Origin of the sequence: Pseudidiomarina fusca (assembly GCF_032227045.1) — a bacterium.
In the GTDB taxonomy this organism is placed as follows: Bacteria; Pseudomonadota; Gammaproteobacteria; order Enterobacterales; family Alteromonadaceae; genus Pseudidiomarina; species Pseudidiomarina fusca.
Genome location: NZ_JANFPJ010000006.1, coordinates 93,921 through 108,637, shown reverse-complemented (window position 1 = coordinate 108,637; position 14,717 = coordinate 93,921). Strand labels below are relative to the sequence as shown.

Annotated in this window: 11 protein-coding genes and 2 tRNA genes; 7 read left to right on the top strand and 6 right to left on the bottom strand. The window is 50.6% G+C overall.

The features are described from left to right. The first annotated feature begins 3 nt into the window (after positions 1 to 3). The 7 genes from clpP (at position 4) to ppiD (ending at position 7,170) form a co-directional block, all read left to right on the top strand. Entirely contained in the window at positions 4 to 621 is a 618-nt protein-coding gene (gene clpP / locus NOG12_RS03875; RefSeq protein ID WP_092855810.1) for an ATP-dependent Clp endopeptidase proteolytic subunit ClpP, read from the top strand. 1 nt (position 622) lies between these two features. Continuing rightward, positions 623 to 1,906 carry an ATP-dependent protease ATP-binding subunit ClpX gene (gene clpX / locus NOG12_RS03870; RefSeq protein WP_110074828.1) on the top strand — a complete coding sequence of 428 codons (1,284 nt, stop codon included), beginning with the start codon at positions 623 to 625 and terminating at the stop codon, positions 1,904 to 1,906. A gap of 142 nt (positions 1,907 to 2,048) precedes the next feature. Beyond that, the gene (lon, locus tag NOG12_RS03865) at positions 2,049 to 4,385 is read left to right on the top strand and encodes an endopeptidase La (protein ID WP_313932450.1); all 2,337 of its coding nucleotides are present in this window, start codon (positions 2,049 to 2,051) and stop codon (positions 4,383 to 4,385) included. 338 nt (positions 4,386 to 4,723) lie between these two features. Further along, positions 4,724 to 4,996 (top strand): nucleoid-associated protein HU-beta, encoded by a 273-nt coding sequence (gene hupB / locus NOG12_RS03860; protein ID WP_110074826.1) that lies wholly within the window; start codon positions 4,724 to 4,726, stop codon positions 4,994 to 4,996. 7 nt (positions 4,997 to 5,003) lie between these two features. Beyond that, positions 5,004 to 5,080 (top strand) — tRNA-Asp (locus tag NOG12_RS03855). Positions 5,081 to 5,109: 29 nt separating this feature from the next. Further along, positions 5,110 to 5,186 (top strand) — tRNA-Asp (locus NOG12_RS03850). 106 nt (positions 5,187 to 5,292) lie between these two features. Further along, positions 5,293 to 7,170, top strand: a complete 1,878-nt coding sequence (gene ppiD / locus NOG12_RS03845; RefSeq protein ID WP_313932449.1) for a peptidylprolyl isomerase — start codon at positions 5,293 to 5,295, stop codon at positions 7,168 to 7,170. Positions 7,171 to 7,259: 89 nt separating this feature from the next. On the opposite strand, the gene NOG12_RS03840 is transcribed toward ppiD, so the two are convergent. From NOG12_RS03840 to NOG12_RS03815, 6 genes are read right to left on the bottom strand one after another with little or no spacing between them, the layout of a single operon-like run. Continuing rightward, a complete protein-coding gene (locus tag NOG12_RS03840; RefSeq protein WP_313932448.1) occupies positions 7,260 to 9,062 on the bottom strand; it encodes a BatD family protein in 1,803 nt (600 codons plus the stop codon). Then, positions 9,056 to 11,005: a VWA domain-containing protein gene (locus tag NOG12_RS03835; RefSeq protein ID WP_313932447.1), complete on the bottom strand. Its 1,950-nt coding sequence runs from the start codon at positions 11,003 to 11,005 to the stop codon at positions 9,056 to 9,058. The genes NOG12_RS03840 and NOG12_RS03835 overlap by 7 nt, the downstream gene beginning before the upstream one ends. Beyond that, a complete protein-coding gene (locus NOG12_RS03830) occupies positions 11,002 to 12,006 on the bottom strand; it encodes a vWA domain-containing protein (RefSeq protein ID WP_313932446.1) in 1,005 nt (334 codons plus the stop codon). Before NOG12_RS03830 ends, NOG12_RS03835 begins: the two co-directional genes overlap by 4 nt. Further along, a complete protein-coding gene (locus tag NOG12_RS03825) occupies positions 11,999 to 12,517 on the bottom strand; it encodes a DUF4381 domain-containing protein (protein ID WP_313932445.1) in 519 nt (172 codons plus the stop codon). The genes NOG12_RS03830 and NOG12_RS03825 overlap by 8 nt, the downstream gene beginning before the upstream one ends. Continuing rightward, positions 12,514 to 13,533: a DUF58 domain-containing protein gene (locus tag NOG12_RS03820; protein ID WP_313932444.1), complete on the bottom strand. Its 1,020-nt coding sequence runs from the start codon at positions 13,531 to 13,533 to the stop codon at positions 12,514 to 12,516. The genes NOG12_RS03825 and NOG12_RS03820 overlap by 4 nt, the downstream gene beginning before the upstream one ends. Then, positions 13,533 to 14,489 (bottom strand): AAA family ATPase, encoded by a 957-nt coding sequence (locus NOG12_RS03815; protein ID WP_313932443.1) that lies wholly within the window; start codon positions 14,487 to 14,489, stop codon positions 13,533 to 13,535. The genes NOG12_RS03820 and NOG12_RS03815 overlap by 1 nt, the downstream gene beginning before the upstream one ends. Between the last annotated feature and the right edge of the window lie 228 nt (positions 14,490 to 14,717).

Below are 14,717 nucleotides of genomic sequence, written 5' to 3'. Positions count from 1 at the left end.
ATTATGTCGGATATGGCGCTAGATCCAATGGCCCAATTGGTGCCCATGGTAGTAGAACAAACAGCAAAGGGAGAGCGCTCGTACGATATCTATTCGCGCTTACTTAAAGAGCGCGTGATTTTTTGCTGCGGTCAAGTTGAAGACCATATGGCCAACTTAATTGTGGCTCAGTTGCTGTTCTTGGAGTCAGATAACCCAGACAAAGATATTTATCTGTACATCAACTCACCCGGTGGTGCGGTTACCGCAGGTATGGCGATCTATGACACCATGCGCTTTATTAAGCCAGATGTAAGTACTGTATGTATGGGCCAAGCGGCCAGCATGGGCGCATTCTTACTTGCTGGTGGTGCCAAAGGTAAACGGTTCTGCTTGCCTAATTCACGGGTGATGATTCACCAGCCGTTAGGTGGGTTCCAAGGGCAGGCGTCGGATTTTGAAATTCACGCGCGGCAAATCTTGGATATCAAAGATAAGCTGAACCGGATGTTGGCAGAAAACACTGGCAAAGACTTAGAGCAGGTCGCTAAAGATACCGACCGTGACTACTTTATGTCGGCTGAAGAAGCTGTTAACTACGGCTTAGTTGATAAAGTACTGACCCAACGAGGCGGAGAATAAGATGACGGATAAAACTGAAGGTAAAGGCGAAAAGCCTTTGTTTTGTACCTTCTGCGGTAAAAGTCAGCACGAAGTTCGTAAGCTTATTGCGGGACCATCGGTATTCATCTGTGATGAGTGTGTGGAGCTGTGTAACGATATTCTGGATGAAGAAATTCAGAACATTGCGCCTAAGGATGCACCTAAGCAGTTGCCTAAGCCCCATGAAATTCGCGCCCACTTAGATGAATATGTGATTGGCCAAGAATTAGCGAAAAAGGTCTTAGCAGTAGCTGTTTACAACCACTACAAGCGCTTACAAAGTGCTGCTGTGGGTAAAGACAAGGATGCGGTTGAGCTAGGTAAAAGTAATATTTTGCTGATTGGCCCAACGGGCTCAGGCAAAACCTATTTAGCTGAAACCTTGGCGCGGTTTTTAGATGTGCCCTTTACGATGGCTGATGCAACCACTCTTACCGAAGCTGGCTATGTTGGTGAAGATGTTGAAAACATCATCCAAAAATTACTGCAGAAGTGTGATTACGATGTCGAAAAGGCTCAACGTGGCATCGTCTACATAGATGAAATCGATAAGATTTCGCGTAAGTCAGATAACCCGTCAATTACCCGTGACGTGTCCGGTGAAGGGGTTCAGCAGGCTTTACTGAAACTGATTGAAGGCACGGTTGCAGCGGTGCCGCCACAAGGTGGGCGTAAGCATCCGCAGCAAGAGTTTGTGCAGGTTGATACGTCAAAGATCCTATTTATCTGTGGCGGTGCTTTTGCCGGCTTAGATAAAGTGATTGAACAGCGTATTAACGAGCATTCTGGGATTGGTTTTGGGGCGGAAGTGAAAAGTAAGAAGCCCAAAGCGGAAGGCGCGGTGATGGCTAAAGTTGAACCAGAAGATTTGGTGAAATTTGGTTTGATCCCTGAATTTATTGGCCGCTTACCGGTACTAGCAACGCTGACTGAACTGGATGAAGACGCCTTGGTGAAAATTCTGAGCGAGCCGAAGAATGCGCTAACCAAGCAATATTCAGCGTTATTCAATATGGAAGGCGTTGACCTAGAGTTTCGTGAAGATGCGTTACGCTCCATTGCACGTAAAGCCATGCAGCGAAAAACCGGTGCACGTGGTTTGCGCTCGATCGTCGAGGCGGTGCTGTTAGATACTATGTACGATTTACCATCAGTAGATAACGTCGAAAAAGTAGTGATTGATGAGTCGGTGATTAAAGGCGAGTCCGATCCTATTTTTATCTATGCGAACAAAGCCGATGAAAAACAGGCTGCTGGTGAATAAAGTTAACATTTAGTCTGAAAAATATGCAAAAAGGGCCATTTAGGCCCTTTTTTTCTGCAAACCATTGAACTTTCGCTGGAGCACCACATATAAAGGGGTAAGATAGAGTGAACTATCACGAACCGGTTACCTGGAGAAGTTTATGAGTGAAGAACGGGTGGAACGTTTAAGTATTCCTGTGCTGCCGCTGCGCGACGTGGTCGTGTATCCGCACATGGTGATTCCTTTGTTCGTGGGGCGCGAAAAATCAATTCGTTGTTTAGAAGCGGCCATGGAGCAAAACAAGCAGATCTTTCTTGCGGCCCAAAAAGATGCAGCAGTAGATGAGCCAGAGCAAGGCGATATCCACCGCATTGGTACGGTAGCGACTATTTTGCAGTTGTTAAAGCTGCCTGATGGTACCGTTAAAGTGTTGGTTGAAGGTAGCCAGCGGGCAGAGATTGAGAATTTTGAGGGCGAGCAGGACTTCTTCCGTGCGCAGGTTCATTACCTTGATTCTGAGGCGATGGATGACAAAGAAGAAGAAGTGATGATCCGCTCGGTGGTGAATCAGTTTGAGGGCTACGTTAAGCTCAACAAGAAGATCCCACCGGAAGTATTGACCTCGTTGTCTGGTATTGAAGAAGCCGACCGGCTAGCCGATACCATGGCCGCGCATATGCCGTTGAAGCTCAACGACAAACAAAAAGTACTCGAGATTACCGATGTGCGCGAACGCCTGGAATTTTTGATGGCGTTGATGGAAGGCGAGATTGATTTACTCCAAGTTGAAAAACGCATCCGTACGCGGGTGAAAAAACAAATGGAGAAGAGCCAACGCGAGTATTATTTGAATGAGCAAATGAAAGCCATTCAAAAAGAATTGGGCGAAATGGAAGATGGCCCTGATGAATTTGAAGCCTTGCAGCGCAAAATTGAAGAGGCGCAAATGCCAGAAGAAGCCGAGAAGAAAACTCGCGCTGAACTGCAAAAATTAAAAATGATGTCACCCATGTCTGCCGAAGCCACCGTGGTGCGCGGCTATATTGACTGGATGGTATCGGTGCCATGGAAAAAACGTTCGCGGATCAAAAAAGATCTCGCTAATGCAGAGAAGATCCTAGATGCCGACCATTACGGCCTAGAAAAGGTGAAAGAACGTATTCTTGAATACCTCGCGGTGCAGCAGCGTACCAACAAGGTTCGCGGCGCGATTTTATGCTTAGTAGGGCCGCCAGGTGTGGGTAAAACCTCGTTAGGGCAGTCCATCGCCAAAGCAACCGGGCGTAAATACATTCGGATGGCCTTAGGTGGCGTGCGTGATGAGGCTGAGATTCGTGGCCATCGCCGCACTTATATTGGCTCTATGCCAGGTAAGCTGATTCAGAAAATGGCGAAAGTAGGTGTGCGTAACCCGCTGTTCTTGTTGGATGAAATCGACAAGATGGCCTCGGATATGCGCGGTGATCCAGCATCTGCATTGCTCGAAGTGTTAGACCCTGAGCAAAACGTTAATTTTAACGACCACTATTTAGAAGTGGATTATGATCTATCGGATGTGATGTTCGTGGCTACCTCAAATAGCATGAATATCCCCGGCCCGCTGTTAGACCGGATGGAAGTGATTCGCCTGTCGGGTTATACCGAAGATGAAAAGCTCAACATTGCTAAACGGCATTTGTTGCCCAAGCAAATTGAACGGGCGGGCCTAAAAGCTAAAGAAATTGAGATCACCGATGCTGCTATTACCGGCATTATTCGGTACTACACCCGTGAAGCTGGGGTCCGTAACTTAGAGCGTGAAATTTCGCGGTTGTGTCGTAAAGCAGTGAAGCAACTGGTGCTAGATAGCAGCATTAAACATGTGGCGATAACCGGTGATAATCTTGCTGATTACTTGGGCGTACAGCGCTTTGACTTTGGTCGCGCCGAAGAGAACAACCAAGTGGGGCAGGTGACTGGTTTGGCTTGGACCGAAGTAGGTGGAGACCTATTGACCATTGAAGCTACCAATGTTGCAGGTAAAGGCAAAATTACCTCAACCGGCTCTTTGGGTGATGTGATGCAAGAATCTATCCAGACCGCGTTAACTGTGGTGCGTAGCCGTGCTAACAAATTAGGCATTCCGGAAGATTTTCATGAGAAACGGGACATCCACGTGCACGTTCCTGAAGGCGCTACGCCGAAGGACGGCCCCAGTGCTGGTATCGCCATGGTAACCGCGTTGGTGAGCTCGTTAACTGAGATTCCGGTACGTGCTGATGTGGCCATGACGGGTGAAATCACGTTGCGCGGTGAAGTGTTAGCCATTGGCGGCTTAAAAGAGAAGCTGTTGGCTGCACACCGTGGTGGGATAAAGCATGTGCTAATTCCTAAAGACAATGAGCGTGATTTAAAAGAAATTAGCGATGCGGTGAAAGGCGACTTGCTGATTCAACCGGTACAGTGGATTGATGAAGTCTTGTCAGTAGCTTTGGAGCGAGTACCACAATCGTCATAATTGACGAATTTATAGCCAATTTACGTAAAGATGCGGGCTAGACGCAGAAAATATGCCAGCAGCCCGCATTCTTTCGTTAAAAAAAACGTGAAAAAGGGTTCTCAATCTAAAATCTTGTGGTAGCCTAGAGTCAAAGTGATTGGTCAGACGCTCACAACCATAGACTCTGACATGCCACTTGGCGATGGGTTAATATGGAAGCAGTCTGCTAACCTATCGCAATAGCTTGAACATTTTGTTCTAGCTTGTTATAACCTTGTGTAGCCCCCAACAAAAATGCACATACAACGCATGGGACGCTAACAAATTTGATAATAACAATCTAAGGGGATGATACTGTGAACAAGTCTCAGTTAGTTGATAAAATTGCAGACGGAGCAGATATTTCAAAAGCGGCAGCTGGACGTGCTCTCGATTCTTTCATCGAAGCAGTTACTGAAGCTTTGAAAGGTGGCGAGCAAGTAGCTCTAGTTGGTTTTGGTACTTTCAGTGTTCGTGAGCGTTCAGCTCGCACTGGTCGTAACCCACAAACTGGCGACACCATTCAGATCGCTGCTGCTAAAGTACCTTCTTTCAAAGCCGGTAAAGCACTGAAAGATTCAGTAAACTAATAAAAGTGGAGCGGTAGTTCAGCTGGTTAGAATACCGGCCTGTCACGCCGGGGGTCGCGGGTTCGAGTCCCGTCCGCTCCGCCACTTTCCTGAAATTGGTTTCATACCGCTGCGGAGCGGTAGTTCAGTTGGTTAGAATACCGGCCTGTCACGCCGGGGGTCGCGGGTTCGAGTCCCGTCCGCTCCGCCAGCTTTAGCTGAAAGTAACCCGAAGCCTGTCTTCGGGTTATTTTTTTTGTGCAAGAGCAGATATAATACCCGCCCAGACACTGGGAAAATTTGAGGTTAAGTGGATTATGTTGGATAGGATTAGAGAAGGCTCGCAAAGTTTTGTAGTGAAAGCCGTCTTAGTGCTGATAGCCTTAACGTTTGCACTTGCAGGTATTGGCGGTTATATCAGTAATGCGCCAGAGCCAAGCGTAGCGACGGTTAATGGTGAGGATATTACTCGGGTTGAGTTTGACCGTGCTTTAGAAAATGAACGTGCGCGCCAACAGCAACAGTTGGGCGATTTCTACGATACGTTAGCCACTGATCCGAGCTTTAATCAGCGCTTACGTAACCAAGTGGTCAACGATTTGGTCAATCAAAAACTGGTTGAGCAATATGCGCGTGACAACGGGTTGCGGGCATCAGACGAGCAGGTGCGTGAAGCTATTCGTGCTATTCCTGCGTTTAACGTCGCCGGTCAGTTTGATAACGACACTTATCGAATCACCCTGAACAGCTTAGGTTATACGCCAGAAGGCTTTGCCGAAGCGTTACGTAAAGATTTAGCACGCTCGCAAGTGCTAGAGGCGGTTGTGAACACCGAATTTGCACTAGCAGCAGAAGCAGTGGCGATTCAAAAGTTAGTGAATCAGCAGCGTAGTGGTGCTTATCGTACCTTTGCACTTGATAGCTATTTAGCTCAAGTTGATGTTTCAGACGACGAAATTCAGCAGTGGTATGACAATAACTCTAATTTATTTGCGGTACCAGAAAGCGTGCAAGTTGAATTTGTAGCGCTAGATGCCGGCGCCATTGCCGAATCTATCACTATTGATGAGCAGATGGTGCGTGAATGGTATGAAGGCAATCGCAGTGCTTACGAGTCAGCAGCTCAGTATCGCTTCTCGCACATTCTGATTGAAGGTGATGATGCCGCGGCGCGCAATAAAGCCCAAGAAGTGGTCGATAAGCTGTCTGAGGGTGCCGATTTTGCCGCACTCGCTGGCGAGTATTCGGATGACACTTTCTCGGCTGAAAACGGCGGTGATTTAGATTTCATCCAGCCTGGTACTATGGACCCTGACTTTGAAGAAGCAGCATTTGCTCTTGCTGAAGTGGGTGACGTGAGTGGCGTGGTCGAAACCAGTTTTGGCTTCCATGTGATCAAGTTAACCGACAAGCAAGAAGGTAGCGTCACGCCATTTGCTGAAGTACGCGATGACATCATCGCTGACATGCAAGATGAGCGAGTCAAACAAGCTTATTATGAGCAACAGCAAAAAGTAGCTGAGCTGGCCTTTGAAATGCCTGATACGTTGCAGCCCGTAGCTGATGAAGTGGGTTTGCAGGTACGTAACAGCGATTGGTTTAACCGCCAAACGGCGCCATCAGCCTTGAACCATCCGGCGGTATTGCAGCAAGTGTTTGGTGATACTTTGTTGCAAGAGCGCCTGAACAGCGACTTGATTGAAGTGAATGATACGCAATCGGTAGTGGTTCGCGTAACTGATTATCGAGCTGCTTCAATTAAGAGTCTTGATGAGGTTCGTGAGCAAGTGGTGAGTAACTTGCAGCAAGAGAAAGCTCAGCAACTGGCGCGCGCCGACGCTGAAGCAGTCATTGCCGCCCTCCGTGCTGGTGAAGCCGTTAGCGGCCTTACTGAGCTAACTGCTATCGATCGTCGTAATGCTGATTTGCCACGTGCTGTTGTGCAGAGCTTATTCGAGCAGGCTGCTCCAGCAGCAGGTGCTGTGCAAGCTGACGTGGTAGAAATGAATAACGGTGGTTTAGCTCTAGTTCAGTTGACTAGTGTAAGCGCCGGCGATGTAGATGAGGCGACTCAGCAACAGATGCAAGAACAGCTGGAAAATAGCTTTGCGCAGCAAAGTTATGAGGCTTTCTTAAGTGCGTTACGCGACCAAGGTGATGTTGAAATTAGCTTAACTAGTAGTAGCAACAACTAAACGGTGCGTTCCCCAATAAAAAGCCTTGAAGTTGATCACTTCAAGGCTTTTTTATTGGGTGGCATATGGCATTATCAAGGTGTTAGTGCTTACTGCGGATAAAGTGCTGGTAAGACGTTCTGCTGTTGCTTGGTTTTGCTGGATTTCACGTGGTTCTTATAAGCCGCTTGTAAACTTCTCAACAGGGCCTTGCCTTCTTGCCAGGATGGTTGGTCAGGAGCCGAGGCGACGCTGTGGTGGCCAAATCGACAGCTTAATAAGTGGTTAATTTGGCTGGTTAGCGGCGGGTGAGCAAAATGCCGGCTAAGCTCGGTCAAATCATGGATAGGCTGGCCCAGTATCGAGTTTGCCCATGCACGCAGAGCTTGGTCTGTCGCCGCGGCTTGATTTGCTTGGCAGGCTTGCTGCAGTTGTTGCCATAAAGCACCACTTAGAGCGTGGCGAACAGAATCGCTGGTAGCGCTGGTGGCGTTAGTTTGCGGCTGGCGTGATTGACGTTGCTGGCGTCGCCAATAGCTAGCAAAAAGGCTAAGGGTTATCACCCAAAGAGCGGCAAATAAAGCTGCTAACCAATACCACAGGCGGTTGTTTGGCGAACTACTCTGGGCAGACGCTGCTGGCCCTTGCTGATTCATCTCGGTAGCGCTTGGGGCTTGGCTGGGGGCCGAACTGACATCAGTAGGATTGCTTGGATACTCATTTGCTGTGGCTGAGCCATTGATGGCCACGTTAAAAGTGAGTTGGTCGGTACTAGCGACCTGCCGCTGCTGGGTGCGCGTGTTAAACCAAGGCAGCGTAAAAGAGGGAAGCTCTAGGGTACCGCCTTGGCGAGGAATAATGGCAATGGTTTGGCTACGCTGAGCTATTAGATTGTCGTTACGCACCGCTTGGTTGAGTTGGGGCGTCTCTGGATAGATGCTCACCCCAGCGATGTCTGGTAACTGCAACGCCGGCAATTGGTCGGGGCTTACTCCCATCGCTGTAGTACGTAGCGTTAAGGTAAGCGGCTGGCCTTGCTGTAACTGCTGTGCTGGGTCTATATCTGTTTCTAGGGTTAAGGTGACCAAATCAGCCGGTAGCCAGTCGCCTTGCCAACTACTCGGGATCGGCTGTACCAGTAGTTCAATAGGTTCCGCACTGGCAGTTACCGGCTCGGTGGTGCTCATGGAAGAAAAAATAGAACGACCACTATCCTTGCTGATCAAACCTTCAAACATAGGCCCATTAAGGGTAAATTGGCCGGAGCGCTGCGGCGTGATCAAATAGGTTCGCTGGTACACCTGATAGCGTTTGCCATCAATAATTTCATAGTTTTCTTGGTCTTGCCCAAATTGAGTGATTTCAGCATCGGCCAGCTCGGGGGCGATGAGATTGCCGCTATGCAAATTAGCCGCTAAGTAGAGTCGCGATATCAGTTTAAATTGTTGCTGCACATAAACCTGAGTGGACTCAACGCTGGTGCGAATAAAGGCTGGCTGGGATTCGCTTAGAGCATCCGCTTGATCACTAGCTAATAGCGTCAGTTCTATGGGTTGGCTGCTAACATCGCCAACACTTAGGGCTGGAATAGTCAGGGTGCCGACCTGTTGTGGTGCCTGTAAACTGAACACGAAGGTGGTGGTGCGACTCATGTCACCATTAATCACTCGGGTACTACGAGAAGAACGCGAATTAACAATTCGAAACTGATTTAACTGTTGCTCGACATTTATTTCATCTTGGTCGATATCATCATTTACCGTAACTGTTAAGTTAAATAGCTGGCCTGCCAACACCGGATTTCTATCCACACTGGCAATCACCTCAGTAGGTTCGGCAAGGGCCTGGGGTAAGCTCAGTAAGCCTACGACCAAGATGCTAGCTAGCATTAAAAGTTGACGAGATATTACCACTCTTGCTGTACTCCTTTGGGTTTTCTATTGCCGCGGCGCTGTTGCGCTTCGCGTAGCATTTTATTGCGCAGTAGCACGGCTGGGTCATCCTCAATGCGATTCAGCCATTGCTCCATTTGCTGCCGCTGTTCGTCGCTGACGTTTTGCTGTTGTTCCGCTGCAGATAAGGCTTGGGATTGCTCCTCGCCTTGTTGCTCAGCCTGCGGTTCGGTCTGTTCTGGCGTCGCCGCGTCTTCTTCTTCTTGGCCTGGCTCGTCGGCTGGAGCTTGGTCCTCAGCGTCGGTACGATCATTTTGCTCAGCTTGTTGACCCTCAGCATCAGTATCGCTGCTGCTGCCCTCACCATCCTTTTGCTGTTGCTGGCCGGTGTTATTATCGCTGGACGGGTTGTCTTGCTGTTGTTCTTGTTGCTGCTGCAGGGTCTCGGCTAGCGCTTTATTTTCCTGTGCCTCTGGCCAGTCTGGGCGGCGTGTCAGGGCCGCAGCATAGCTGTTGGCTGCTTCTTGATAGCGGCCTAACTGCATCAGACTATTGCCTTGATTGTAAAAGCCTTCAGCGCTATCAACTTGGGAGAAATCAACCAAGGCTTGGTCATAATTGCCGGCGCGGTAATTAGCTGTACCCCGTTGCCAAGGGTCGGTCGCAGTCGCCGCCGCTTGTTCATAATCTTGTTGTTGCAGGGCTTGGTCCGCCTGTTGATAGGGCGTTTGCCACAGCTGTTGCCACTGTTGCAGCCATTGCTGTGACGAGGCTGCTGGCGCAGCCGAGTTTTGGTTGGATGAGCTCTGGTTCGATGAACTTTGGTTTGACGAGTTCTGGCCTGACGGGGTTTGGGCCAGCGCCGGGCTACTGGTTAAGCCGCTGAGCAGCACTAGACTGCCAGCTAGCATCAGTGTTTGGCTCACCAGCGCTAACCAGCTGCTGGATAAATTTTTGCCAGGTAAGGCTTGTAGAACCTGAGTTAAAGCTCCAGCTCGAGCGAGCGGGAGTAGCAGCAACGCTGCCACAACTAAGAGCCAGGGGCCGGCTTCTTGCCACTGGTCGCCGGCTTGACCTTCGGTGAGCTCACCGTCACGGCTCAAGGGCGGCTGACTACCTAGGTAATCAAGATCCTGTTGGTCACTGCGGATGATACTGAAGCGTCCCCCGGCACGTTTGGCCAGACTCTCCAAACGGCTGAATTGCACCGTGGGCACAACCACCGAGCCGCTACTATCGCGGTAAAGCTGGCCGGAAGGTAATTGAATAGGGGCGCCGGTTGCGGTGGCAACCGCTAGAACGCTTACGCGATGGCCACTGCTACTGATGAAGTTATAGATATCCTGTTGGTCGGCCGTTTGAATACCGTCGGTGACCCAATAAATGTCACCTTGCGGGTAGCCCGCTGCACGCAACAACTCATCGGCTTGACGCAAGCCGGCCAGCGGATTACTGCCAAGTTCTGGCATGATATCTGGGCTTAAGGCGCGAATTAAGTTCACTAGGTTAGCGCCGTCATTGGTTAACGGACTAATCGTAAAGGCGTCACCAGCATACGCCACTAAACCCACTTCGCCATCCAGCCGTTCGCGCACTAAATCAGTGACTTTAAAGCGCAACTGAGTGAGCCGATTGGGCGGTAAATCCGTGCTGTACATAGATAGCGACATATCTACCACCACCACACTGCCAGCATTCAACTGGTAAACCGGTTGTGGCAGCCGTTGCCAGGTAGGGCCAGCGAGTGCCAAGTTGATGCAGAGGAGGGCGAGTAACGCGCAATACAGCGGCCACACCTGGCGCTGTGCAGCAGCTTTGGGTAACAGGACCGGTTGTAAATGGGCTGGCAGTAACTGGTGCCAGCCACCACTCGCGCTACGCTGGCGCAGCCAAGTCCAAGCCAGTAGTGCCAGCGGAAGCAGTCCTAGTAACCACCAAGGGCGCAGAAGCTGAAATTCACTCATGAGCGACCTCCTGCTGCTGGTCTGAAACGGCGTAGCAGCCAAGGGAGTAGGCCAGCGAGCAGCATCATTGCCCAGGCAAGCCCTAGTGGCCAAAAGAAAAGTGCTGTCTGTGGGCGCCGTTGCTGACTCTCTGCTTGAATGGGCTCGAACTCATCTAAGCGTTGGTAGATTTGCTCCAGCTCGCTGGTAGAGCGGGCGCGGAAATATTCCCCTCCGGTGCTATTAGCTAAGTTGCGTAGCATATCTTCATCTAGGTCGCGGCTAGGATTCACGCGGCGTTGACCAAAATAACCCTCCACAATCACTTCTTCAGCACCCACCCCAATGGCATAAATTTTCACCCCATGATATTGCGCCAGTTGTAGCGCTTGCTCTGGTGAGACATTACCCGCGGTATTTTGGCCGTCGGTGAGCAAAATGATGATTTTGTTCGACTGCTCGCGGGCAATAAAGCGTTTCACGCTCAGCGCAATAGCATCACCAATGGCGGTACGTTCACCAATTAAGCGCAGTTCGGCTTCATCTAACAGCTGTTTGATGCTGTCTCTATCGTAGCTCATGGGAGCTTGCACGTAAGCAGTATCAGCAAATAGGATCAAGCCAAGACGGTCGCCCACGCGGCGGGCAATAAAATCCCCCATCACATGCTTAACCATGGTCAGTCGGTCGACTTGTTCACCCGCTATTTCCATGTCGGCAATTTCCATACTGCCGGATAAGTCGATAGCCAAAATCATTTCTCGTCCTTCGTTGCGCGCGCTCACCGGTTCGCCTAACCACTGGGGTTGCATTAACGCCAGTACCAGCAGGGTCCAAATTAACCCGGCCAACCATTTACGCCAGCCCAGCCGCGAGTGGCGTTCAATCCTTGTGGTTGCTGTAACGGGTAGCACCGGCAGCCGCAATGCCACCAACGGTGGATGGGCAGCTGGTAGCAACCGCCACACCAGCCAAGGCAGCGGCCACAGTAGCGCAGCCCACCACCAAGCAAACTCAATCATGCTGGCCTCCTTGCACTGGTGCCGCTGAGCGCTTCGGCTTCGGTGGCAGGGCATGCTGCACCCAGAGCAGGGCAAAACGCTGATAGTCTGCCAATTGCTGAGGCGTTAAGGGAGCCTTTTGGTAGCTTAACAGCGGCCCCTGTTGCAGCAACTCAGCCAACTGTTGCTGTTGCCGCGGTGGCAATTGTTGGGCTAGAAATTGCCACCACAAAGCGCCCTGTAGAGCACCGATTTGCGAGCGCGGGAAATAACCCAAGGCGGCTTGTTTTAGCTGCAAATTAAGTTGCCCTAAACTGTCTGCTGGGGATTGTTTTAATTGTTTTAAAGCGGCTCGTTGCGGCCGGCGGCGCTGCCACGCCCGCCAGCTCAGCCAGCTCACACTGATAAACACAACTAGAACCAATAGAGTTAGTACCCACCAACCCGGAGCTAAAGGCCACCAATGCGCAGCAGGTGCGGCCACGATGTCGTGCATGGTCTCTAATGGGTTGCCATTATCAAGCCAGGTCATAGGCGTACTCCTGGCCATTGTGACTCCAGCGGTGTGGCGGCAGAAAACTGCCACAGCTCTAGCGCTTGTTGTTGAAACTGTTGGATCAACTGTTGCTGCCATGCGGCGGCAGCGTTAGCGTACTGTTGCTGCTGATGGGCTTGGTGTGGGTCAAACTGCCATTCCACCTGACCATCAGTGAGCGCTAGCTGTTCGGAAATTTGCGCTTGTGCCACGGCTTCGAGACTAAGCTCAAGGGGGTCGACTAACTGCATCGGAACTAATTGACAGTGGCGTTGCAGTGCCAACAAAGCTTGCACAGCCGCAGTATCTGCCGACTGCTGACTATTCGTTAGTAAGCCTCGCCAGTCGCTGATCACATACACTAAGGTGCCGGGTTTGGCGACCTGCAGGGTACGTTGCAGCAAATAGGGTAATACACTGGCGCGCTCTTGATGAGGTTGCTGCCAGTTCTGTAGCGCCTGATTTTGTGCGGCTACGAGCTGCTGGATGATGCGGGTCACTGCGTGCTCGCGGGCTTGCGGTCGCAATTCAATATGCTGGGGTTGGCTCTGTGCCGACGGAGTGCTCGCCAATAAGGCGCCGACGCGATCGCCACGGGCAACGGCTAGCCATGCTAAGGCACTGGCTAGATGGCAAGCTTGTACCGATTTGAGTAACAGTTGCGAGCCAAATTGCATGCTGTCACTAAAATCGACCACCAGCAACACCGGGCGTTCACGTTCCTCACGAAACAACTTGGTGTGTGGCGTACCAGTGCGAGCGGTGACGCGCCAATCAATGGCTCGAATATCATCGCCAGCTTGGTAATGACGAAACTCGTCAAACTCCATCCCACGCCCTTTGACTTTGCTCAGCAAAGCGCCACTGCGACCTGGCTTCAGGCGTGGCCGCAAGCGCGCTAGAGCTGCAGCTTTACTGCGGTAGTACATCAGCTCGTGGGCTGCTACCTTAACCCCGTCGCTGTGCCATTGTGCTAACCAAGTAGCGGCCGTTTCATGCATGCTGTTAGCCATTAAGGTGCTGGGACTAGCTCAATAATTTCACTCAATACAGTATCAGCATCGATACCATCAGCTTCCGCTTGATAACTCAAAATGATGCGGTGCCTTAACACGTGAGCAAACACATAATGAATATCATCAGGGGTCACAAAGTCACGCTGGTTTAACCAAGCTCGCGCTCTTGCACAACGGTCGAGGGCAATGGTGGCACGAGGACTAGCGCCGTAACTCAGCCAGCGGGCTAAATCCGCTGAATAAAAATCTGGGGTGCGAGTGGCAATAATCAGTTGTACTAAATATTCTTCAACGCTGTCGTCCATATAAATTTCTAGGACTTCACGACGGGCCGCAAAAATATCCGCTTGCGTGACGGGGCTTGGCATGCTTGCTTGCCCCTCGAGTTCTTCGCCGCGCGTCAGGCGCAAAATATCACGCTCGACTGCAGCATTGGGATAATCCAAGTTGAGTTGCATCAAAAAGCGATCCAACTGCGCCTCTGGCAGCGGGTAAGTGCCTTCTTGTTCAAGCGGGTTCTGGGTAGCCAGCACCATAAACAACGGCGGCAGCTTGTAGGTGGTTTGACCCACGGTGATTTGCCGCTCGGCCATAGCCTCTAATAAAGCTGATTGTACTTTCGCCGGGGCGCGGTTAATTTCATCTGCTAGAATGATGTTATGAAACAGCGGCCCCTGCTGAAACTCAAAGCTACCGGTTTCGGCGCGATAGATGTCGGTTCCAGTTAAATCCGCAGGCAACAAATCAGGCGTGAACTGCACCCGGTGAAAGCTGCCTTCAATCCCTGTGGCTAAGGCATTAACCGCACGGGTCTTGGCCAGCCCAGGTGGGCCTTCAACCAATAGGTGGCCATCGGCTAAAATGGCAATGAGTAGGCCCTCAGTAAATTCGGGCTGGCCGATAACTTGACTATTAAGATAGGCGTGCAAGGCTTGGAACTGTTCGGCTGCCATTCTGATCCTCTTCTGTTACTCGAGCTGTTGTAGCAAGAACTGGGCTGTATGGTCGCTGTGATACCGCGGTGACGATTGATAGCTACTATGCATGATACTATCAGTTACTAGTGTAAGTTGAGACTTTACCTAAAACAACGGTTTAAATCTCGAGCAAGACCCGCTAAAATTTGTAACCATCTATGAGGTCAGACCAGCTTAGGTTGTGACCATGATACAGCAACAGAG